The following is a 22,849-nucleotide window of genomic DNA, read 5'->3' as shown; positions in this document are numbered from 1 at the left end:
TGTTATCTCTAAAGCCACCGACAAAATCTGTGAGTACTGGGTTATTAAATAAACCTTGACCATTACTAATCCAACTTGTGGACTTGAATACTCCTTCATCTTGCCAAACTTCAATTAAATCAGCAGCACCATCTCGATCAACATCTCCAGTTACATACTGTGTGTTATACCTAAATCCACCGACAAAATCTGTGACTACTGGGTTATTAAATAAACCTTCACCATTACTAATCCAACTTGTGGAAGAGTATACTCCTCCATCTTGCCAAACTTCAATTAAATCAGCAGCACTATCTCGATTAACATCTCCAGTCACATACTGTGTGTTATCTCTAAAGCCACCGACAAAATCTGTGACTACTGGGTTATTAAATAAACCTTCACCATTATTAATCCAACTTGTGGACTTGAATACTCCTTCATCTTGCCAAACTTCAATTAAATCAGCAGCACTATCTTGATTAACATCTCCAGTTACGTACTGTGTGTTATACCTAAAACCACCAACAAAATCTGTCACAAGAGCCATAAAGTTCCTTTATGCTTTTCAAAGTATTGGTAAATATCTTCTCATCAAGCTATAAAGTGTTTATTAGGCTGTTAATAATATTTAACTAACTAAGTAAGTAGGTGGATGGAAAAATTTATAATTATGTCATTGTCAATAGGACTTACGTACTGTACAAAAAGACTATCATGTGTATGAACGAAAATGCGTTGTTTCAGGCTATTGGCTACTAGCTTTAGATCAAAGCGCGATCGCTAGCTAATGGTGAAAAATCAAACTTGAATGGCTGAAAAGCTATATCCATATTTAATTGCTTCTGTCAATGCGTAAGTCCTAGTCAAATAAAAATCATTACATGCAGCAATGCAACACCAATATCCAACATCCAAAATCCAAAGCTGACTATGGTGTTGGGGACTTTCTTTGCAGGTTTGGCTGCTTTTCTATCCAGCAATTGTACTAATTCGGCTGTATTTAATGATTTGATGAGATTCAAACCAAGCAACTTACTAGAAATGCTTTGAGTATAGGCAGCGTTTAAATAGGGTGTGTATTGCGGCTTGCCTGCAATGTATGTTTGGAAGAAAGGTAAACTTAAAGCATTCATGTAACCACGCGCTTGGGAAGCATCGCCAATCATATCGGCAGGTAATGCTACTTGTTGATTTGCAGGGTTTGCATTACCAATGGTGGAAAAGTGTGTGCCACCAACAAGCATGACAAGATACTTTTGGGAATTCGCTAACCAGGAGAAAGGTAAAATTTGCTCGGATAAAGCTGGTGCAACTGTATCATCACTACTGCTGACAATCATCACTGGAGTTTTTATTTGATTTAAGCCAGCTTTGCCGAAAATCGAACTCGTAATGGGATTAACTGCGATCGCAGCTTTTACTCTCTCATCCCGGAAGTTATAATCTTTGTCAGACTTGCTGATGCTCAATTCTAAAGCGCGACACTGGAGCAGTAAAGACATATTCCAGGTTTTTTGCAGTGCTGCTGGTTGACAGTCTTGTTTTAGCTGCTGAAAGTTAATTTTAGCGCCTGCTAGGGCCAAGGCTGTGTAGCCTCCCAAAGATTGACCAAATACTCCCACTTGTTGCAGATTTAAACGACCTTTAAATCGTGAATCAGATTGATTGCCTTTTTGCAATTGATTCAGTATATATGTTATATCCAAAGGTCGGTCTTGAAATTCGCTTGGTTCTGCTACTTCAATGGCGCGTCCTTTTAACAGAGAACGCAATTGTTTCGCATCACTACCAGGATGATTGGGAACGACGACGGCAAATCCGTAAGAAGCTAGATGAGTAGCTAAATATTGAAAGTTACTGCTATCTAAACCCAAACCGTGAGAAATTACAATTATCGGTGCAGCATTCTGGACATTGGGAATGTAAACATCAGTTAATAAAAGCCGATTACGGGTTGAGTCAAAAAACTTCAGGATGTATTTTTGCGACTTAAACTTTCCCGGAACCTTTAAATCGGGTAATTGCGAAAAATTTGGTTGAGAAATGCTATCAGCTTCTATTTTAGACTTTTGAGAAACGGCTGCGATCGCTTGATGGGTTTGGTTAACAAGTTCCTCTAATTGTGTACCTATTTCCAAAGTCTCGGCGACATCAAGGCGAATGCTGCTGGTGGGATATTTACGTAACACATTTAAAAGTGTCAAGCCTCCCGATTCACCAGAGGCTAAAATTAGCGCTGAACGCAAAGCACTCAATTTTGGTTCTGGTTGACTAGTTTTAATTACTTGCGCCAACCGATGCAGTAAAAATTCTCCTTGCGGTGTGTAGAGAAGTTGCGAAACTATTACCGGACTAACTTTCACACGATTAAGTAAAATCCGCCGCAATTCTTGAAGCTGTTCTAGAGGCAGATATTGCTGATAGGCTGCTAAGTCTTCGTCAATTACACCTGTTTTGGCGTAGTTCTCTAAAGTGGTTACTGAAATCGAAAGCTCTAAAGCTGAATAAGATGCATAAATCCGCTCTGCTGCCAAGACGGAACTACTAATTCCAAATGTTGGCAGCACCATTGAAAGAACCAGCAATAAAGAATTTTTTCTGAGGGTGCTGGCCCAATTACCAAACAAACTATTCATCGCTCAACTATTTCGGTGGTCTGATTTTATCGGGTGTTGGCTTTGGTAGTTATTCGGGCGCCCTGCTTAATTTACTTAAAGTTATTAGCCTCAATTTTATCAAAACAGAATTTAGGAGTCAGGAGTTATCAATTAAGATAAATTATGTATGAATTGCGAATGTAGCTTGCTGAAAATGGTGGGTGATGATGGGTTGGAAATGCTTACTTCATCTTAGTTTTGGTAGTTTTAAAAAGTAGTTATTTCCAATTCATTAGTAATGTATTCTGACTCCTGAATTCTGATTTTTGAATTCTTCTTCAAGGAGATTTCGGCTATAAAGTCAACAATCAAATACTACAAAATCACGCAGATGGGTAAAGTATCCAGCTGACTTCAGTAGTTTGCCTTCACTATTAAATCATAACAAATAAAAAATAGTCTGCCTCAGTATTTATGTTGTAGCTTTGAATATTGCCCAAAATCACTATATGAAAAAGCCAGTAAAAATCCTGAAAAACATTGCAATTAATTAGCTTTTCCCAAGGCGATCGCTACTGAACCTGTAACTACTAAACCCGCTCCAAATATTGCTATGAGGGTGAAGTGTTCTGGTGGTGTCCAATCAGGTGCAATAACTGATACAACTACAACTGATATTAATGTCACAATCGGAGCTAAAGCTATTACTGCACTTACTCGCGATGCTTCCCAATGTTGTAATGACTCAGAAAAAGCACCGTAAGCAATTAAAGTATTCAAGGCACAAAAAATCAACATTCCTAAATGGAAAGTATCAAGTATAAAAATTGATTTAAATCTAGCTAGAGGAGTGAATAATAAAGCACAACCTCCATAGATAATTAACATGATACTGGTGGAAGATAAAGATTGTAATAATTGCTTTTGTGCCAAAGCATAAATAGCCCAGGCTGTCGAACCTAGCGCGATTAAAATACTACCTAGTATATATGTGCCATGTGCTGTAATTAAATTCGTTAGTTGTTCGCGAAAAAATAAAAGATAACCGCAAATCATCACACTAACGCCAATCCATTGAGACAGCCGATAACGTTCTTTAAAAATTACTAACCCTCCGAAACCTAATAAAAGGGTAGATAATTGAATAAGAACTTCAGCGTTAGCAGGCGATGTTAATGCTAAACCTTGGGTAAACGAAAAGTAATTAATCCCTAAGAATATTGTGGCGATCGCTAATAATTTTCCAGAAGCAGAGCGCAATTGTTCTAATTTTGGTAATTTGCCGCGTATCCCTAAATACACAGCAAGCAGTATAAATGATACCAAAAAGCGAAACCAAATAACGGTATAGACATCAAGTACTTGTAGAATTACTGCTAGAGCAATAGGTAAAATTCCCCACAAGAACACTGTCAATAGCGATAATCCTAGCCCTAAGCGCCACCGACCAGAACTTTGATGTAGTAACATTTAAATATCCTACACCAAGTAGGACTGATAATAAGTTTTAGATATATATAACTGATTTTATCAAACTCTTGTTGAGAATAGATGTTAGTAACTTAGTTAATTCAAATTCAATATAAAATAATCAACTGACCAAACTCAATTAATTATTCGTAGCTCCAAGAGGGTATTTTTTGTTTACATAAAGTTCGTAATTTGCGTGTTCATTTTACATGAATATTAAATTTCAAACTTCCTCGTAAATGTATACTTTATCTCGGTGTTACTTTAGAAAAAAACTATGGGAATTATACCCATAATCAGTTTAGTAATCTTTATCACAGGATTATCAAGTTACTTATTGCTGACCTCAAGAGGTCGATTTTTGCTCAAATCTTTAGTGACAAAAATAAAGCAGCAAGAGTGGAAATTCAGATATAGCAAGCCTAAATACTTGAGATCGAGATTTTCAAGGACTATAACAATTGCTGCTATTATTCTGGTAGCAGTAATAGCCGGAAATACTGTATCAGCAGTTACAGGCCCGTCTCCAGTTTCGCTCAAAAGCGTATCGGTTCCAGAACCTGATAATCTTGGAGACTTCGTAGCAGACAAAACAGCTGCAATTGAGTTAGGAAAGACTCTTTTTTGGGATATGCAGATTGGGAGCGATGGAAAGACCTCCTGTGCTAGTTGTCACTTTCATGCTGGAGCCGACAATAGATCCAAAAATCAGATTGCTCCTGGGCTTTTGCGGGTCAACGCCAATGGTACAGCGAATCCAGATTCAGTTTTTAATGTCGGCGGACTACCAAACTATCAGCTTAAACCACAAGATTTCCCCTTTCACAAGCTGTCAAACCCAAACGATCCTAAGACTATTGTATCTGACTATAACGATGTCAGTTCTTCTCAGGGGATTTTCAATTCAAAGTTTGTGGATATCACACCTGGTAATGCAGAAGACAAAGTTACAACTGACAAAGATCCAGTGTTTAACGTGGGAGGTATCAATGTGCGGCGCGTTGAGCCGCGTAATACCCCAACCGTGATTAATGCTGCATTCAACTTCCGCAACTTTTGGGACGGAAGGGCACAAAATATCTTTAATGGGGTGAATCCGTTCGGTTTAAGAGATCCTAATGCCACTGTTGTCAAGGCTCTAAACCCAATTAGAGCAGAATTTGTGAAAGTCAGCCTCAAGAACTCGTCTTTGGCATCTCAAGCTGTCGGGCCGCCACTCAGTTCCTTTGAGTCATCCGCAGATGGTCGCAGTTTTCAAGAAATTGGTGATAAGTTTGGGAGTGACAAGTTGGGGCTAGTTGACAGAATATCTTTTACCGCTGCTGAGGGTAAAAAGCTCCCCCGAAAACTTGCGAAAAAGTTATTACCTCTTAGACCGCTAGTTAAACAGATTGTGCATCCACAAGACAGCGTTTTAGGTAAATATAGTAGATCGCCTCAACCTGGACTTGAAGATAAAACCTACGAGCAGATGATTCAAGATGCCTTCAAGCCGGAGTGGTGGAATTCTACTCGCCTCATCCAAGTTGACTCTGACGGTAAACGGAATATTGTCAAAAGGCCCGATCGCTCCTTGGAGACTAATGAATACACAGTGCTAGAGTACAACTTCTCCCTATTCTTTGGGCTGGCAATTCAGTTGTACGAGTCTACACTCATTGCTAATGATACGCCCTACGATCGCTACTTGGAAGGAAACACCAGCGCCCTAACTGCCCAACAGCAACGAGGGAAAGGGCTATTTGAGGGCAAAGGTCTGTGTATTGGTTGCCACACTGGAGTAGAATTAACAGCGGCTTCAGTGAGCAGCGTGGCTAAAGAAGGACGAATCAAACGTGCGCCGTTTGGCCCAAAATCCCCTGAAGACAATGGCTTCTTCAATATCGGTGTCAGACCGCCCACAGACGACCCCGGTTTGGGTGGTCATGACGGTTTCCCGGGTAGTAATCCGCTTTCAGAGGCACGATTGGCTCAGTTGGGTAAATTTAAGGATCTCCTTGGCGAAAACCCCCCAACCCTTAGTCCACCATTGAATTCCAGTGAAACTGTATTTGCAAACGGAGCTTTCAAAGCACCTGGACTTCGAAATGTGGAACTCACTGCTCCCTACTTCCACAATGGAGGTCAGGGGACTCTAGAGCAAGTGGTTGATTTTTACAATCGTGGTGGTGATTTTGGAGTACTTCCGCCGCTAAATCTGTCACCACAAGAAAAACAGGATTTGGTCACCTTTTTAAAAGGACTGACTGATGACCGAGTTCGGTATGATAAAGCGCCCTTTGACCATCCACAATTGTTTATCCCTAATGGACATGTGGGTAACTCTAATTCCGTTGTCAATGACGGCACTGGTAAAGCTAAAGATGACACAGTGGAAATTCCTGCTGTTGGTAGGAATGGTAATAGTGGTACACCAAATTTCCTGAGTTAATTCCATTTCACGACGAAATACCTAAATACAGATAGATATGTAGGGATGTACAGATGTACGTCCCTATTTTTGCTATTTAGTGCAATATTGGTGGTAATTTGTCCGATTAAATATGATCGGTTTGTGGTCAGCACAGAACGTGCTTAAAAATCCAGGACTAAAGTTTTTCTATGAACTTATTCATTTACCAAAGTTGATCTGGTGGACTAGACGATCGCTTGACTAAGGAGTGCGATCAAGTATCGGTTGTATATTACTAACTTTGGTATTGTCTAGGTAATTATAGACTCTTCTAGAAACTTCACGCACAAAATCTCCAGCTTTGGGATCGTAGTTTGGTCTTTGTACCAAAACACCTGCTAAATAGCTTTTGCCGTTGGGCATTTGAATAATACCCGCATCACCAATGATAAATCTCAATGTACCAGTTTTATGGGCGATAGTAGCTCCTTGACCAATACCTGCTGGTAGTAAACTATTGGTTTTGACATGGCGCATAATGCCTAAAACTTGATCGCGGCTAGTTGGGGATAACAAACGATTATTAGAAACTAACGCCGCCAATCTGACCAAATCTTTAGAACTAGTTGTATTTGTGCCAGCAATGTCTGGAAGTAGATTCCGAAGCGCTGTATTTTGCAATCCCCAACTGCGAAAACGTTGGCTAACTTTTGCTGCACCACCCAAGCGATCGAGAATCAGATTTGTGGCGGTATTATCGCTGATTGTCATCATCAACGTAGCAGTTTCTAGGACGCTAAATTTAGTGCCGATGGGTTTATATTGCATAATTCCAGATTCGCCAACCTTTAAATCGCGCCGCATCACTAATTTATCAGTGAGTTTAATTCTACCTGCGTCTATTTCTTGGAAAAGAGCCACTAATAAGGGAAATTTAATTGTACTGGCAGCAGCAAATCTTTTTTCACCATTAATATCTATATAGTTACCTGTAGATAAATCTAAGAAAAATATTCCCGTATTCAATGTTTTATAACTTGCTAACAAACTGCGAATCTGAGAAGTGATATCAGTCATTTCTTGACCAAGATTCACAACTCCAGCAAATGTAGATGCATCTGTAGATTTGATGGTAATATCTTCTCTGTTTTCTCCCACAAGGGGATTACTTTGGCGGTTAAATGAATTGAATTTAAAAATCCAATGCGAATGAGAATCTCCTTTAATTGATAGATTTTGGGAAGTAACATCATAACCAGGAGCTAACTCGACGACAAAACGAGTGGTTTGAGAGTCTGGTTTGCCAAGGCGAATTTCTTTTATCGCTTTACCAAAACTTTGTTTGACAGTATCGGAATTAAAATTAGTTCCAGGTAAGTCAATCACCAATCGATTCGGATTATCTAATAAAAAGGCTTTTGGTTCTATTCCCGAAGTGGTAGTTAAGTCTAATTGATTTTGGCTAGAATCATAGTACCAAGACTGTAATTGTGAAGCTTTAGCTTGTCCTGCAACTAGAACCAAACTACTCAAACCAATCGCCAGTAGATGTGATTTCATGTTGTAAATGTGGGTGTGCAAGTAAGAAGAAACTAATCAGGTTTACTTAGATTGTTTTCTGATGACTGTGCTGAACTTCCGGAGAAAAAGTTATAAATTCCGTTGAGTTATTTTTACCAGATGATATTTGGGGTTAGATAAGCACGATAAATTATCATTACTTTTTAAAAGTAAATCGCTGACAATTTTGTTTGTGGTGAGTTGACAACAACAGAAATTGTTAATCTAGCGCAAGGACGAGTAAAGGATTAATTATGTTTCCAACTTATCTAAATAGAATTCATGAGTAAATCAAAACCTCGATTCATAGAAGCAAATCGAGACTGTAGGTTTGATGGGAGGGTGTGAAGTATTATGTACTTACACTAAGTTCTGCTGAACTGCCAACTTAACCAAAAACATCTTGATAAACATTCGACCCAAATCCTATGAGGAAGCTAGTAAAATCCGGGATTACCTTATTTATTATTGAAACAAAAACCTCACCGGAACCTAATAAGCTAAACCACATCTAGTTTACATAATCTGAAATTGTACATTTATTGTGGGGTGGGCGTCTCGCCCGCCCAGTATATGCAAGGTTATTTGTGGAACAGCTTACCAATTTAATTAATGATTGCAACACATCCTTGGGTGAAGACGCGATGAATCGCGTCTCTACAAATGGTCTATTTGTCGCATTCTTTTTTTAAACTGGTATAACTTTAATCTCTCTGGCTAGTTTGACTACACAAAACTTTTCCTCTGCGACTTTCAAGAGGGACAGACTTTAACTTTAGTTCAACGCAGGGAAAGGTTTGTTGATAGCTCATATTAAAAAAAATCAGCCACCCAAGGAGAACTACCTGCAAATATTTGCGTAGCTGCGGAAATAGCGGTTTCTGTTCCATGCAGTTTTCCAGCTATTTGCAAATGGTAGGGAGAGAACAAACTTGTATATAGTGGTGCTAATTCTCGAACATCTAGCTGCAACTCACCCTTTCCACCTTTTGTAACTTCACCGTGTCCATTGGCAATAGAAAGAATGAATTTACCATTGTTTGCATCTAGCAAATTATCTTGAATGTCTAAGTGCAGTTCAGTCTGAATTCCTGGTGGATAACCCCGCATCTCCAGCGCCTTGACTACATCTACTATCCGCAGCATCCAACGCATCGTATACTTGAGCTTGGCAGTTTGCTCTGGTAGCAATAATGTCAAAGAATCGCTCACAGAACTTTTCCATTGCACTTGGTCAACTTGGGAGCGATGACTGGCAAGAAAAGACCAAAATGTTTGTGCAGCTGCAGCTGTGAGAATTACCCAATCTTTGATTCGCAGAATTGCGCCATCTTCTGCTGGATGTTGACTAAAAAGGATGTAACCTTCAGGTTTCTCTTTTGTACCGATAAAATATGCGTAAAATGTTTCTTTATCATCTGGCTGGATTAAGCGCTCCCAGATTACGGGATGCCGATCTAAATATCCATGTGTTAATCTGGCCTGCTGCTGATATAGTTCGTGAAAGACTTGATGATTGATACTCACTATTGGTTGCAAAGGTAGGGGTTGCTCCCGCAGTTGGATGCTTTTAGTCGGAACTTCCCAATTACACCAGCTACCCCCCTGCTCATATCCGACTTTTCGATACAAGCCTTGAACTGCTGGATAAAGAGCAGAGAGGGGTATACCTCTAGCATAAAGTTCCTTGAGCGTCTGCTGCATGAGAGCGATCGCAGCTCCTGAACCACGGTATTCTGGAACAATACCCACTGCGGCAATTCCCGTCATTGGTACACGCTTACCACCCCACCACTGACCCATATCCAGAGTTGCCAATCCACCAATTAATTGCTCTGAATGACGAATAATGCGAAAGTTTTCTAAGCCAACCTGGTTGATATAGACTTCCTCGGTGCCAAGTGTGTTGACAAAACACTGGTCAAAGATAGCCCCAAGCTGCTGAATATCCTGTGGATGGGCAAGAGTGCTGTATTCAAATCGAGCCGTCATCTCTCATACCATTAGTAGGACAAAAATACAATCATACTACAGCAGATGTTGCCCCAATGCTTGAGCAATTTCATCGCCATAAAGCCCCGGAATCAGCCTCAATTATACTACTGTACGTTTGGTTTAAAATGTTGGAATACTTGTATCACAATCAATAGACCTGCCTTAAAAATAGGAACTGAGGACTAGGGATTGGGGACTGGGAAAGAGATATTTTCATTATTGTTCCTTGTGAGCACCGCTCATGGAGTCTCTTGCACAAATGCAAAATTTGCCCACCCTGCGGGATCTTGCTACATCCCCTAACCCCTTCTCACAAAATTGGGAGAAGGAGAGCCAAATTTTAAAGTCCCTTTCCCAAGCTTGGGAGAGGGATTTGGGGTAAAAGCTCATTGATTCATGCAAGAAGTTTAATATAGCAATCCTAAATGAGATTGTGAAAATTTTTTAGGGCGAGTTGCTTTTAACAAACTACTTACAAAAAATATGTCAACAAGTTGGATTTACCTTATATTAGCAATCCTTTTTGAGGTTTCAGGCACAACTTGCATGAAATTATCACAGGGATTTACTAAAATAGTTCCTTCAGTATTAATATTTGTCTTCTATGGACTTTGTTTCGCTTTTTTGACCTTTGCCCTCAAAAGACTTGAAGTGAGTGTCGCCTATTCTGTTTGGGCTGGATTGGGAACTGTTTTAATTGCTCTTATTGGTGTTATTTGGTTTCGGGAATCTGCCACATTAATCAAACTTGTGTCGATCGCCTTTATCATCATCGGCATAATTGGCATCAACGCCAGTCAATAAAGCAGGCAGGGGAGAGGGTTTGCAGATTTTACACAGCTTAGTATTCGTTGCTTTAGCTAAACATTACTTAGGTAGCGGTGAACAAATTGAATAGCGATCGAACCTTCTCCCACACCGGAGGCCACCCGTTTAATTGAGCCATAGCGGACATCTCCGGCTGCAAAGATTCCGGGAATGTTGGTTTCTAATAAGAAAGGAGAGCGTTCTAAAGACCAACCACGAGGAGATTTGCCATTGTGCATCAAGTCTGGGCCTGTGATGATAAACCCCTGAGCATCACGTTGAATAACGCCATCGAGCCAATCAGTTTTGGGGCTAGCACCGATGAAGATAAATAGCGATCGCGCCGACACGGTTTGGGTTTGTCCAGTCTTGGCATGATTAATCACAATTGCTTCTAAATATTCTTCTCCCTTGACTTCCACGACGCTGCAATTTGTGCAAACTTGGATATTTTCAGTAGCGGCAATTTGATCAATCAAGTATTGGGACATACTTGATGCTAATGACTCTCCCCGCACCAACATAATCACTTTGCTGGCATACTTACAAAAGTGCATTGCTGCTTGTCCAGCAGAGTTTGCTCCACCTACCAAGTAAACCTCTTCGTTGGTGCAGGCGATCGCCTCAGTCATGGCAGCACCATAATAAATTCCTGCTCCTGTGAGCTTCTCGGCTCCTGGAACGTTTAGCCAACGGTAGGAAACGCCGGTTGCAACTAAAAGTGCATGGCAACTAATCTCGCTACCATCTGCTAATTGCAGAACTCGATAAGGATCTTCCAGTCGAACCCCAGTTACTACTTGAGGAGTGAGAATTTCTACCCCAAATCGTCGCGCCTGGGTGACTCCCCGCCTTGCCAAATCGCTGCCACTCAAACCAATGGGAAACCCTAAATAGTTCTCAATCCGCGAACTCGTCCCTGCTTGTCCTCCTGGCGCTTCCCGCTCAATTAAGACAGTACTCAATCCCTCAGAAGCGCCATAGACTGCGGCTGCCAGTCCTGCGGGACCAGCACCCACAATCGCTAAGTCATAGAAAGGGCGTTCTGCTTGAGTTTGCAGTCCAATTTTGGCGGCAATCTCTAAATTAGATGGTTGAATTAATCGGGAACCATCGGGAAACAGCACCAATGGCAATTGTTGTCTGCCATCAGCTTGTGAGTATTCCACTAATTTTGCGGCATCCGGCTCCAGTTCAATATCTAACCACTTGTATGGAATCTGGTTACGTGCTATAAAATCTTTCACCTGATGTGAAAAAGGCGACCAGCGATTACCAATGACTCGAATGCCTTCAAAGGGTGGGCGGAATCCAGCTAGCCAGTCATCTAGCAAATCATCTAAAACCGGATATAGTCTTTCTTCAGGTGGATTCCAAGGCTTGAGTAGGTAATAATCAAGTCTGGCACTATTAATCGATTTAATCGCAGCATCGGTATCTGCATAGGCTGTCAACAAAGCGCGTTTTGCATCGGGAAAGATGCCTTTTGCCTGTTCTAGAAACTCTACGCCTCCCATTTGGGGCATACGTTGATCTACTAGAAATAAAGCAATTGGTTCATTCCGCAATTTTAGTTGCTGTACCACATCCAGAGCCGTAATACCTGAATCTGCCCGGACAATGCGGAAGCGATCGCCATACTGATGACGCAAGTCTCGTGACACCGCTTGCAACACTTCTGGATCGTCATCGACGGTTAAAATTGCTGGTTTTGCCATAACTAGTGTTACTTCACAATTGCAGTGTCTAGCCGTTATCTTCAAAAATCTGTCGTCAAAATATCTACTCTTTAACCAGTTGCTTTAAACGAAAGTAAGCCTCTTCTGGTGTCAGCGATTCTGATTTACTTTCATTAGGTATATAAAATATCCAAGTATCAGGAAAGTAATGTACCACAAAGCTGGGAATCAAACCCAAGCTCACTGCTTGCTTTCCGAGTTTTTCAGCTTGTTCCTCTAAACTAAGTTGGTCATGAAATGGGTGTTTAACCATACTTTTTCATCTCCCTGTACTTTATTTGACTCTGGAAGAAGGTTCAAAACCAGTATTGCATAAATCGCCTTTCGGTAATTCACCATTCACCATGTTCCAGAATGAGCTTGAGAATATTTTGGTAGTAGACCTAAATAATTTTAAATATGCTTTCGTAGAGAATCATAAAACTATTTGGGTCATTCACGCTAATCTGAAATCGAATTGAATAAGGCAGCAGAACACTCTTTCCATTGAGGTTGTGGATTATGCGTTGTTCGTAAATAGCGTAGGCGCAGCCTGTCGTAGACATCGCACCAGTTGCAGCTTGCTTGTGCTGTTAGAGTTGGGTTCAGCAGCGAACAACTCAAGATTGCAACAAGAGTTACTATAAAGTGGAGAAAATTTGATATTTGGTTATGACCGATCAAGATAGCTATAAGCAGCAACTAAAAGAATTTTATGGTAGTAGAACGGCTTATGACCATGAACAAGGTACTCGCCATCCTTTAGAAGCCAAGCTTCTACTTGAATTTGTACCGCTAAATTTGGGACAGAAAATCCTGGATGTGGCGACTGGAACAGGTTTAGTTGCGATTCCCGCAGCTCAAAAAGTTGGTTTAGATGGCAATGTGATTGGCATTGACATGACCTCTGGAATGTTACATCAAGCTAGACAAAAAATTGCAGTAGCCAAATTACAAAACATCGAGTTAATTGAGGCAGATGCAGAATATTTCGACTTTAGTGATAGCAGTTTTGATGTTGTCTTTTGCTGTGAGGCAATTGTACTTTTTCCTGATATCCTGGCTATTTTGCAAAAGTGGTATCACTTCTTAAAAGTAGGAGGGTATGTGGCATTTACCTGTCCTCCGGAAACTGCTTATATGGCATCTCTTCAGCAGAGGATATGCGCTAGAGTTTTGGGCGAATCATTACCACATATCCTTGAACCACTGGGGACTCCAGAAAAATGTCGGAATTTGCTCAATCAGGCAGGTTTTAGAGATATCGAAATTAAGATTGAGCCATCAGGACATTATCGTTCTCTTAGCGATAACAGATTATCTGGGACAGCAATTAATATAAATTTTAAAGGTAATCCTTTATTGTCAAAATTATCACAAGAACAATTAAATCAGTTGGAAGTTGAGTACAGTATAGAAATTGAGAAACTAGCAACTGATCAAGGTCTTTGGCAAGACACTACAAAGTTGTTTGTTCGCGCTCGAAAATAAGTTGATGAGCAAAGCTTTCTTCCTGAACTGACAGCTTCGGGCTATCGCACATGATAATCTTGCGATTAATAATCACAATCACAGTTTAATCTCCTAGACCGATGTATAAGTAAACGTTTTCAGATTTACTTGAAGCAGCCCCTTTTAAAATTTCTAATCCAACCTGTGGACGCTTATATGCAAAACCTGTCCCTAATATTAGTGCCTGTACTCGCTGCACAGAAAGTAGCAGGTGACGGTGTAATTAAACCTCTCGGTCATCATGAACTGCTGTTGGTGCTGGTGCAACTGTCACTATTGCTTTTAGTAGCGCGGGGATTAGGTGAGTTGATGCGCCGGATTAACCTACCGCCTGTTGTTGGGGAATTATTGGCGGGTGTGCTGCTTGGCCCTTCTCTATTTGGTTTGCTCCTTCCAGACTTACAAGCGCACATCTTTCCCAAAAGTCAAGAACAGTCTAATTTACTTTCAGTAATTTCTTGGTTAGGCGTGTTATTTTTGCTGATTGTGACTGGGTTGGAGACGGATCTCAAGCTGATTCTTCGTAAGGGTAAAACGGCTCTTTTGATTTCACTGGGCGGAATTATTATCCCTTTTATCACCGGATTTGGACTGGGTTGGCTATTGCCAGATAGTTTTTTAACTGACCCGGAAAAGCGATTAGTATTCAGTCTGTTCATCGCCACAGCAATGAGTATTTCGGCAGTCCCAGTGATTGCGAAAGTGTTGATGGACTTAAACCTGATTCGCCGTGATATTGGTCAAGTCACTTTAGCTGCTGGGATGACTGACGACACCATCGGCTGGATTTTACTTTCTGTGGTTTCAGGTTTAGCTAGTAGCGGCAAATTTGATCTTGGGACAATTTTCCATTCTGTGAGTGCAGCTATATTGTTTTTAGCGATCGCCTTTACAATTGGGCGTACCATTGTAGACCAGATTTTGCGCTGGGTTGATGACTATGTTGGTGGAATCTCCGCTAGTATATCGGTTGTCTTGATTCTTTCGCTTGCAGCAGCAGCACTTACCCACGCATTAGGTTTAGAAGCTGCATTAGGTGCTTTCGTGCTGGGAATTCTATCCGGTCAATCCCGTCGGTTTAGTAATGAAGCTGGACACATGCTAGAAGTTTTCACAGCAAGCTTTCTAGCGCCAATTTTCTTTGCTTCAGCTGGCTTGAAAGTTAACTTGCTAGCTCTGTTAGTCCCTCAAACGTTGCTATTTGGCTTGATTGTTCTCGTTGTTGCCTGTGTTGGTAAATTTACAGGTGCTTACCTCGGTTCTCGCGTTGGTGGCTTGAGTCATTGGGAAGGTTTGGCAATGGGTTCCGGGATGAATGCTCGCGGGGCGATGGAAATTGTCGTTGCCACGATTGGTTTATCTTTGGGAGTGCTGAATCCCCAGATGTACTCGATTATTGTGATGGTGGCGATAGTTACTTCCCTTATGGCTCCACCCCTTTTGCGCTGGTGTTTGTCGAATGTGGTTATGAGTGAAGAGGAAGCTCGACGTTTGCAACAAGAAGAACAGGATAGCCACAGTTTTATCAAGCAGATTCAGCGTGTTTTAATACCTACTAGTGGTGGGCCCAACATCCAACTGGCGGCGCAACTAGTCGGTTACATGGCTCACCAAAACTCGATAGAAGTTACATCTCTATTTGCTCTAAGTGATAAGCAGCCTCAAAGCAGAACCCGCCGAATGGCAGCAACCCAGGTTAAAGATACCGCCGCCGAGCAAGCTCTGGCTGCTGTGACTGAGGAAATGCAGCTACCTGCTGATACCACTCTGCAAACAAAAACAGAGTCTGGGCGTAATAAAGCGGAGGTAATTTTGAATGAAGCAAACAAAAACTATGACTTAATCGTACTAGGAGCTTCTGAACAGATAAGCCCCCAGAAAGCATTGTTCAATTTGCTTGTTGATCGGGTTGTCCAAGAAGCGCCTTGTGCAACAATGGTGGTGAAGTCGCATCTACCCCACGCGAAAGGCGAGATTTGTAAAATCCCTCAACAACAACTCAACAAGATTCTGGTACCAACGGTGGGGACAGAATATAGTAAAAATGCTGTAGAGATGGCAAGTACGATCGCAGCTCAAACCGGAGCATTAGTAATGATCGTTAACGTGATTAATTTGCCACAGGTTGAGTATATTCTTTACGAACAGCGATCGCTAGCTCCAGTGAAAGAAATTGCTCACGATATGCTCGAACAGCAAGCAGAAATTGGCCGTAATCTGGGTGCTGATGTCAAAACTTATATTCTTCAAGGAAGCAGCCCAGAAAGAGAAATCCTCAAATTTGCCAAAACCGAGGAAGTTGACTTAATTATTCTAGGAAGTAGTATCCGAATGGTTACGGGTCGCGTTTTCTTCGGTCATAGAGTCGATACAATTCTGAGTAAAGCCCATTGCCCAGTAGCAGTAATTACTGTGCCATAAAAGTGCTGAGTGTTGAGTGCTGAGTTGTGAGTATAAACCCAGTAGCTTCAAGGTTTTGAGCAATCAACACTGTTTTAACATATCTGATTACAGCTATACATTTATGTAAAAAAGAATGTAGAGACGTAGCAGTGCTACTTCTCTATAAGGATTGTGGATAATGCATATTTAATTTCACCAGATGTCTAATGATTTGGTCTTAGCGCAAAGCCCTAGATGTTACCGATCTTTGCAAATTAGCTAGAGCGCGATTGTAATCTAAAATAGCTTCAACTCGATTACCTTCTGCTCTTGTCAGGTCATTTTCAGCATCAATTACTTCTGTTTGAGTGCCCACACCAGCTTGGAACCTTAACCTTGCTAAATTTAGAGCTTCCCTGGCTTGATTTAAAGCCACACTAGAAGTCTGCACATTATTTAAATTGGATTGCAATTGAGCATAATACTGTTCTACATCAAAGCGAATTTGGTCGCGCTGGGTAGCAAATTGAGTCTCTGCGATCGCAATATTAGCTTTCGACTGATCTGCACGCGCTTTTGCTGCTCCCCCTTCAAATAAAGTTAGATTTCCTTGAAGTCCTGCTGAATAACCATCAGTAATGCTCGCACCATCATTATACCGATCTAGCAGATTGTAGTTGCCTACCAAACTAACTTGCGGCCCTAGCTGTGAAAGAGCCTGTCGTCGCTGTTGCTCGGAAATATTACGTTGTGCCAAATACTGTTGCAACTCTGGACGATTTTGAAACGCTTGGATAATACTTTGTTCTACCGTTTGTGGCCAAAGACCGGCTAACTGTACAGGGTCTGAGGCACTGATATCAACTGACTGCGATATACTTAACAACGTGGCAAGCTGACGACGGGAAATTTGCTGCTGTGAGAAAGCATTAGTTAGTAGTTGTTGGGCGTTTGCTAAATTCACCTGAGCTTGCAGCACATCGAACCGCGTACCTACTCCAGCCTGTTCTCTAGCTTGAGTATCCCGTAAACTAGCCTGGGCATTTATCACAGCAGACTGATTAATTCTGACCAGTTGATCTGCTTGTTGCAAATCGTAGTATTGAGTTGTGACATTCAAGCTAATTGTCAAAGACTGATTTTCAACATTTAATTGATCTACCTGTAGCTGTTCTTCTGCGGCTCGGATAGTCGCTTTTATGTTCCCAGAAGTATAGAGATTATAATTCAGTTGGGCTGAACCATTAAAAGTGGTGGTGGATTGAGATGAATTGTTACTAAAACCACTACCACTATTAGTCACGCTACTGTTAATCCCAAGAGTAGGAAACAAGGCAGCTTGAGCCTCGCGGAGCGCCGAGCGACTGCGTTCTAGCTCTAATATAGCTATCTGTAAGTCTCGATTGTTACGTTTTGAAAGTTCCAAAGCTTGTGCCAAACTGATTGGCACAGTTCCCTGAATCTTTACTTCCTCCGGTTTAGTCGGAAATTGCAGAGGATTGGAATTGGGATTGAGGCGAGCGGGAACTTGTACAGAGCTTGAAGAATTCTGTGCTTTTAGCGGAGTTGCTGCACTTACTATAGTTGGAAGAAGAATGGCGAACGCGACAGTAACCCAGGCAGGATGCACGAAGAATAAGCTGAAATTCATAATCTAGATATAGTCATTAATTAGGTTTTTTGAGGATATAATCAAAAGTTTTCAGTAAGAATTCAGCACTCAGGAGTCAGAAGCCAGAATTTAAAAGCAATGAGCGCATAACTCTTCTATTGATTGAAAAGAATTCACTCTTCTTCTCTAACATTCTGACTCCTGAATTCTGACTCCTGAATTCTTATAGTTTTCATCCTGATTGACCTGACAATGGTTTAAATCCTAAATTCCTCCTCAGAAGGTTAATCTTAACAAATTAGCCGACAATTAAACCATCCTGAACTCGAATAATCCTTTGGGTTTGGGCAGCGATATCTGGTTCATGAGTGACAATCACAATCGTGATTCCTTGATCGTTAAGTTCAGTCAGTAAACTCATTACCTCATGGGAAGTTTCAGTATCTAAAGCTCCTGTCGGCTCATCTGCCAAAACTAATGCAGGTCGGTTGACCAAAGCACGAGCGATCGCTACTCGTTGTTGTTGTCCGCCAGAGAGTTGACTAGGACGGTTGGCTATACGTCCCCCTAATCCTACCTTTTCTAAGGCTTCTAATGCCCTTTCTCGGCGTTTTGGCTTGGGCAAGTTAGCGTAAACCATTGGCAACATCACGTTTTCCAACGCTGTCGCCCGCGCCAATAAGTTAAATTGTTGAAACACAAAACCTATCCTTCGGTTGCGGATATAGGCTAATTCATCATCATCAAAAGTCGTTAGGTTTCTGCCTTCAAAAATATAGTCTCCAGTTGTGGGACGATCCAGACATCCCAAAATATTCATCAGCGTCGATTTACCCGAACCTGACGCACCCATAATCGAGACGTATTCTCCTTCTTCAATAGAAAGTTCAATTCCCTTGAGTATGGGAACACTAACTTCTCCCAAGTGGTAGGTCTTAGTAATAGATTCCATCCAAATCATTGTTGGCATAATAATTAAGAGTTAGGAGTTTTGAATTACGAATTACGAATTACGAATTACGAATTATTTAGTCACTACGTAAAGCATTGATTGGATCTAATTTAGATGCATTGCGTGCTGGAATTACCCCAGCCACTAAGCCTACGCTCAATGAGAGTCCAAAGCCAGCAATGATTGACAATAAAGAAATTACAAAGGGAAATTTGAAAGTGTTTGCAGCCACAAAGGCTAATACAATACCAGTTGCCATACCAATACATCCGCCAACAATGGAAATCACGATCGCTTCCGCTAAAAATTGATTAAGTATTGCGGAATTAGTTGCTCCTACGGCTTTGCGAATCCCGATTTCTCGCGTCCGCTCGACCACAGAAACTAGCATAATGTTAGCAATACCAATGCCACCAACTACCAAAGAAATTCCCGCGATCGCTACCACCATGACTGTAAATAAACCCACAATACTAGTAAATGTGCTAACAATATCAGCTTGATTAGTCAGCCGAAAATCATCAGCTTGTGGCGGATAAATGTTATGACGTAGCCGTAAAAGATTGGTAACTTGAAACTGAGCGGCTTCTAACTGCTCTTGGTTCGCGCCTTTGACTAAAATTCCACTTACAGAAACGCCTACTAGGGCATTATTCCCAACTAGTCTCTTCGACATACTAGTTAGAGGAATAAAAATCTGGTCATCTCGATCCATTGGCCCTTGAGCGCCTTTAGGTTCCATCACCCCAATTACTTCATAAGCCTCTCCTTGAATCCGAATTCTCTCACCGATCGGATTTACACCTTGTGCAAAGAGTGTTTTTTGAACTGTCGGGCCAAGAATGGCAAGCTGTGCGGCAGTATCTAGTTCTTCTTGAGTAAAATATCTCCCTTGTTGGGGGTGAGTATTTCTGACTTCTGGGTAATTTAAATCAGTGCCATAAATGGTTGTTGAAGTGTTCTGTCCGGCATAGACAACTTGAGCAGTCCGTTGGAGATAAGCAGAAACCAGTTGTGCTGATGGCGCTTGTGTAGCGATCGCTTTCGCATCTTCCCAAGTCAAGGTACTGCTAGAACCTACTCCTTGACGGACATTCCCGCTTCTTGCCGCACCCGCCAAGATTTGGATCACATCTGTACCCAATGCTTGGATCTGTTGCTCAACTCCTTTTTGCACTCCCTGACCAACAGAAGTAATGGCAATAACTGAAGAAATCCCAATAATCACGCCCAACATAGTTAGACCTGTGCGTAATTTGTTACTCCACAAAGTCTCTGCCGCCATTGTCAAGATTTCCAGCAATGGTACTGTGCGGGTATTCTTCGCTTTGTAAAAGCCCTTAAATATCTTAAACATAATGTTCTATTTAAAGAAGAATACAGAATTCAGAATCCAGAATTCAGAATCAATTAGTGGAGGAATTAAGCCCACATATTTACCCGCCAGTCAAACTTTAATTCATACTGAATTCTGACTGCTGACTCCTGAATTCTTTATTGTTAAAACTAACTTTAAGGGGAACCACCGCCTTGAGAACGACCACCACCGCCGGAACGACCTCCGCCGCCACCTGCTCCTCCGGCTCCACCACCACCTAGACCAGGGAAAACTCCTCCTCTTGGTGTTGATTGCGGACGCGATCCTGGTGGGAAACTGAGCAACACCCTTTCGTCTCCTGTCAATCCAGACTTAACTTCGGTAAAGTTATTCGCGGTGACGCCAGTCTCAATGCGAGTGAACACAGGTCTGTTATTTTTTCCTTGCACAAACACGCCTGTGGCATTTTCTTGGCGAACCACTGAAGCTGTTGGCACTACTAAAACATTTTGCACTTGACCGACTTGAAAATCTACTTCTGCATTCATCCCAGACCGCAGTAGTCTTTGAGAGTCCAAAAGTGATACTCTCACTTCAAAACTGGTGACGTTTTGCTCTACTATTGCTTGGGCAGCAATTTGGCTGACTTTACCTTCAAAAGTTTTTCCTGGGTAGGCATCTGCTTTAATCGAGACTTTTTGCCCAAGGCTGATTTTGGAAATATTTGTTTCCGCTAAATTGGCAACAACTTCATTTGTGGAAGCGAGAGACAAGATTGAAGAAGAAGAAGAAGAAGCTACTTCACTACTGGCAGTTGTGGGTGTCACGAAAGCGCCTGGATCGGCATATTTCTTTGTCACCACACCATCAAAAGGTGCGCGAATAATCGTGTCATTGATTTCGGCTTGGATGTTTTGCAGCGAACCACGAGCCGATGTTACCTGGGCGCGGGATGCATTAATATCTTCTTGGCGCGTTCCAGCTTTCAAAAGTGCCAAAGCTTGCTGTCTCTGCTTCACCACAGCTCGGACTTGCTCGATGTCTTCTGGACGTGATCCAGCTTTTTGCAACCCCAGTGCTTGCTGTGCTTCATTTACACTAGCTTGGGCGCTGTCACGAGTGGCACGGTTTTGGTTAAGAGTCTGAAGGGAAATACCGCCTGCCTTGTAAAGCTGTTGATTACGAACAAAATCATCTTCTGCTTGGCGAAGGGTGGCTTGAGCGCTCTGCAAACGTGCCTGTGCTTGGGCAATATCTTGAGAGCGATTACCTGCGATCGCTTTTTGCAGATTCGCTTGGGCTTCGTCTAATGCTCCCTGTGATTGGGCAATATCTTGAGGACGATTACCTGCGATCGCTTTTTGCAAATTTGCCTCGGCTTGTGCCAATTGTCCTTGAGCGGAGGTAAGTTGCCCCCGGAGGTTGGAATCATCCATGTAAGCGACAATCTGTCCTTGTTTGACAATATCTCCTTCTTTCGCCAGCAGGCTTTTTAAGATGCCGGAATTTTTTGGGCTAAGGTTGATTGACCGCTCAGGTTTCACCGTTCCGTTCGCTGAAACTGTGATTGTTAGACTCTGCCTTTCTACAGGTCTTGTCAGCACTCGGCGTCTGGCTTGTTGCTGGGAAACAACCGTTACTTGATAATAAATTGCATAGCCAATTCCACCCAAAAGGCAAAGAGCAATTAGCCAAGAGAGCCAATTACGTCTGACCTTTTTTTTCTTTAGCTCTGGAACCAAAACTGATGAATCTACGGTATTTGGTGTATCAATTTTCATATCCATTTTGTCTATAAAAAACGGCTACCGAGCTATTTATTCACGGCTAAAACTATAGCCTGGTAGCCTAATACTGACAATGATTTTGAGTTTTTAGTGTTTTAAAGGTTGATTTGCAGTACTAATCCACTAGGAAGTCTGAAGTAATCATCACGCACTCTCACCAATCTCCCAGCAGGAACAACTTCTTGATTGGGAAGCAGAATATCCCCGTTAGGAAGTCTGAAGTAACCTTGATCGCGCAGTCTGACTACGGATCTAGCAGGAATAATTTGCCCATTGGGATATCTGATATCACCATTACCAAGTCTGACTACTCTGCCATTAAATTGGTTGTCACGGTTCCAATTATCCCGATATCTGGGGTTTCTGACTTCTCTAGAATTGGATCTGCCGTCACGGTTCCAATTATCCTGATATCTGGGGTTTCTGACTTCTCTAGAATTGGATCTGCCGTCGCGATCCCAATTTTGATTGCGATCGCCAACAACATAGACTTTTGTCTGAGCATTTGCAGGCGCAGTCAAGAGACTGGGAATAACGAGCAAGGCAGCAGCAGCTAATACCATCGATATACGGTTTGGTTTCAACATGGAATTGACTCCCTATTTAGATTAAAGTTTTATTCTGCCGAGGTATCGATTAAGCAATCTTAGACAGTTGCTTTTTTTGATATCAAAGTATTTAATATTTACCTCATCGTATAAATTCATACATAACAATTATCGTTTAAAACATGCAAACTGATGTATGACCAAAGTCACTAGTAAT

Annotated in this window: 16 protein-coding genes; 4 read left to right on the top strand and 12 right to left on the bottom strand. The window is 41.7% G+C overall.

Annotation, left to right across the window (positions count from 1 at the left end):
- The 3 genes from V7K79_RS28135 to V7K79_RS28125 all read right to left on the bottom strand — a co-directional run.
- A partial coding sequence (locus V7K79_RS28135) for a hypothetical protein (RefSeq protein ID WP_335052574.1) occupies window positions 1-529 on the bottom strand: 529 nt, incomplete at its 3' end.
- Window positions 530-845: 316 nt separating this feature from the next.
- Window positions 846-2,618, bottom strand: a complete 1,773-nt coding sequence (locus tag V7K79_RS28130) for an alpha/beta hydrolase (protein ID WP_335052572.1) — start codon at window positions 2,616-2,618, stop codon at window positions 846-848.
- Window positions 2,619-3,125: 507 nt separating this feature from the next.
- Window positions 3,126-4,049: a DMT family transporter gene (locus V7K79_RS28125; protein WP_335052570.1), complete on the bottom strand. Its 924-nt coding sequence runs from the start codon at window positions 4,047-4,049 to the stop codon at window positions 3,126-3,128.
- A 277-nt stretch (window positions 4,050-4,326) separates the two neighbouring features.
- Between V7K79_RS28125 and V7K79_RS28120 the strand changes: the two genes are divergently transcribed.
- Window positions 4,327-6,480: a cytochrome-c peroxidase gene (locus V7K79_RS28120; RefSeq protein ID WP_335052568.1), complete on the top strand. Its 2,154-nt coding sequence runs from the start codon at window positions 4,327-4,329 to the stop codon at window positions 6,478-6,480.
- Window positions 6,481-6,702: 222 nt separating this feature from the next.
- On the opposite strand, the gene V7K79_RS28115 is transcribed toward V7K79_RS28120, so the two are convergent.
- Window positions 6,703-8,001 (bottom strand): serine hydrolase, encoded by a 1,299-nt coding sequence (locus V7K79_RS28115; RefSeq protein WP_335052566.1) that lies wholly within the window; start codon window positions 7,999-8,001, stop codon window positions 6,703-6,705.
- An 813-nt stretch (window positions 8,002-8,814) separates the two neighbouring features.
- A complete protein-coding gene (locus tag V7K79_RS28110) occupies window positions 8,815-9,993 on the bottom strand; it encodes a GNAT family N-acetyltransferase (protein WP_335052564.1) in 1,179 nt (392 codons plus the stop codon).
- Between the two features lie 486 nt (window positions 9,994-10,479).
- Between V7K79_RS28110 and V7K79_RS28105 the strand changes: the two genes are divergently transcribed.
- A complete protein-coding gene (locus tag V7K79_RS28105; protein ID WP_335052562.1) occupies window positions 10,480-10,800 on the top strand; it encodes a DMT family transporter in 321 nt (106 codons plus the stop codon).
- Window positions 10,801-10,856: 56 nt separating this feature from the next.
- Here V7K79_RS28105 and V7K79_RS28100 read toward each other — a convergent pair whose 3' ends face one another.
- Window positions 10,857-12,521, bottom strand: a complete 1,665-nt coding sequence (locus V7K79_RS28100) for an FAD-dependent oxidoreductase (protein WP_335052560.1) — start codon at window positions 12,519-12,521, stop codon at window positions 10,857-10,859.
- A gap of 64 nt (window positions 12,522-12,585) precedes the next feature.
- Complete coding sequence (locus V7K79_RS28095) at window positions 12,586-12,795, bottom strand: hypothetical protein (RefSeq protein ID WP_335052558.1); 210 nt, start codon at window positions 12,793-12,795, stop codon at window positions 12,586-12,588.
- 398 nt (window positions 12,796-13,193) lie between these two features.
- Here V7K79_RS28095 and V7K79_RS28090 point away from each other — a divergent pair, with 398 nt between their 5' ends.
- Together V7K79_RS28090 and V7K79_RS28085 are read left to right on the top strand one after the other, a co-directional pair.
- Window positions 13,194-14,012: a class I SAM-dependent methyltransferase gene (locus V7K79_RS28090; protein WP_335052556.1), complete on the top strand. Its 819-nt coding sequence runs from the start codon at window positions 13,194-13,196 to the stop codon at window positions 14,010-14,012.
- A gap of 177 nt (window positions 14,013-14,189) precedes the next feature.
- Window positions 14,190-16,454 carry a cation:proton antiporter domain-containing protein gene (locus V7K79_RS28085; protein WP_335052554.1) on the top strand — a complete coding sequence of 755 codons (2,265 nt, stop codon included), beginning with the start codon at window positions 14,190-14,192 and terminating at the stop codon, window positions 16,452-16,454.
- Window positions 16,455-16,653: 199 nt separating this feature from the next.
- On the opposite strand, the gene V7K79_RS28080 is transcribed toward V7K79_RS28085, so the two are convergent.
- From V7K79_RS28080 to V7K79_RS28060, 5 genes are all read right to left on the bottom strand, one after another.
- The gene (locus V7K79_RS28080) at window positions 16,654-18,066 is read right to left on the bottom strand and encodes a TolC family protein (protein ID WP_335052552.1); all 1,413 of its coding nucleotides are present in this window, start codon (window positions 18,064-18,066) and stop codon (window positions 16,654-16,656) included.
- 259 nt (window positions 18,067-18,325) lie between these two features.
- Complete coding sequence (locus V7K79_RS28075; protein ID WP_335052550.1) at window positions 18,326-18,997, bottom strand: ABC transporter ATP-binding protein; 672 nt, start codon at window positions 18,995-18,997, stop codon at window positions 18,326-18,328.
- A gap of 58 nt (window positions 18,998-19,055) precedes the next feature.
- Window positions 19,056-20,336 carry an ABC transporter permease gene (locus V7K79_RS28070; protein WP_442938977.1) on the bottom strand — a complete coding sequence of 427 codons (1,281 nt, stop codon included), beginning with the start codon at window positions 20,334-20,336 and terminating at the stop codon, window positions 19,056-19,058.
- A 155-nt stretch (window positions 20,337-20,491) separates the two neighbouring features.
- Window positions 20,492-22,078: an efflux RND transporter periplasmic adaptor subunit gene (locus tag V7K79_RS28065; protein WP_335052548.1), complete on the bottom strand. Its 1,587-nt coding sequence runs from the start codon at window positions 22,076-22,078 to the stop codon at window positions 20,492-20,494.
- A 101-nt stretch (window positions 22,079-22,179) separates the two neighbouring features.
- Window positions 22,180-22,671, bottom strand: coding sequence for a hypothetical protein (locus tag V7K79_RS28060; RefSeq protein WP_335052545.1), 492 nt, complete (start codon window positions 22,669-22,671; stop codon window positions 22,180-22,182).
- Window positions 22,672-22,849: the final 178 nt, after the last annotated feature.

The sequence above is a fragment of the Nostoc sp. genome, from assembly GCF_036917575.1.
Lineage (GTDB): Bacteria > Cyanobacteriota > Cyanobacteriia > Cyanobacteriales > Nostocaceae > Nostoc.
The sequence above is the reverse complement of the archived record's forward strand: the minus strand, read 5'-3'. Positions and strand labels throughout refer to the sequence as shown.

Coding starts and splice junctions, on each gene's coding strand:
- V7K79_RS28130 (WP_335052572.1), bottom strand. CDS start 2,618: ATGAATAGTTTGTTTGGTAATTGGGCCAGCACCCTCAGAAAAAATTCT.
- V7K79_RS28125 (WP_335052570.1), bottom strand. CDS start 4,049: ATGTTACTACATCAAAGTTCTGGTCGGTGGCGCTTAGGGCTAGGATTA.
- V7K79_RS28120 (WP_335052568.1), top strand. CDS start 4,327: ATGGGAATTATACCCATAATCAGTTTAGTAATCTTTATCACAGGATTA.
- V7K79_RS28115 (WP_335052566.1), bottom strand. CDS start 8,001: ATGAAATCACATCTACTGGCGATTGGTTTGAGTAGTTTGGTTCTAGTT.
- V7K79_RS28110 (WP_335052564.1), bottom strand. CDS start 9,993: ATGACGGCTCGATTTGAATACAGCACTCTTGCCCATCCACAGGATATT.
- V7K79_RS28105 (WP_335052562.1), top strand. CDS start 10,480: ATGTCAACAAGTTGGATTTACCTTATATTAGCAATCCTTTTTGAGGTT.
- V7K79_RS28100 (WP_335052560.1), bottom strand. CDS start 12,521: ATGGCAAAACCAGCAATTTTAACCGTCGATGACGATCCAGAAGTGTTG.
- V7K79_RS28095 (WP_335052558.1), bottom strand. CDS start 12,795: ATGGTTAAACACCCATTTCATGACCAACTTAGTTTAGAGGAACAAGCT.
- V7K79_RS28090 (WP_335052556.1), top strand. CDS start 13,194: ATGACCGATCAAGATAGCTATAAGCAGCAACTAAAAGAATTTTATGGT.
- V7K79_RS28085 (WP_335052554.1), top strand. CDS start 14,190: ATGCAAAACCTGTCCCTAATATTAGTGCCTGTACTCGCTGCACAGAAA.
- V7K79_RS28080 (WP_335052552.1), bottom strand. CDS start 18,066: ATGAATTTCAGCTTATTCTTCGTGCATCCTGCCTGGGTTACTGTCGCG.
- V7K79_RS28075 (WP_335052550.1), bottom strand. CDS start 18,997: ATGCCAACAATGATTTGGATGGAATCTATTACTAAGACCTACCACTTG.
- V7K79_RS28070 (WP_442938977.1), bottom strand. CDS start 20,336: ATGTTTAAGATATTTAAGGGCTTTTACAAAGCGAAGAATACCCGCACA.
- V7K79_RS28065 (WP_335052548.1), bottom strand. CDS start 22,078: ATGAAAATTGATACACCAAATACCGTAGATTCATCAGTTTTGGTTCCA.
- V7K79_RS28060 (WP_335052545.1), bottom strand. CDS start 22,671: ATGTTGAAACCAAACCGTATATCGATGGTATTAGCTGCTGCTGCCTTG.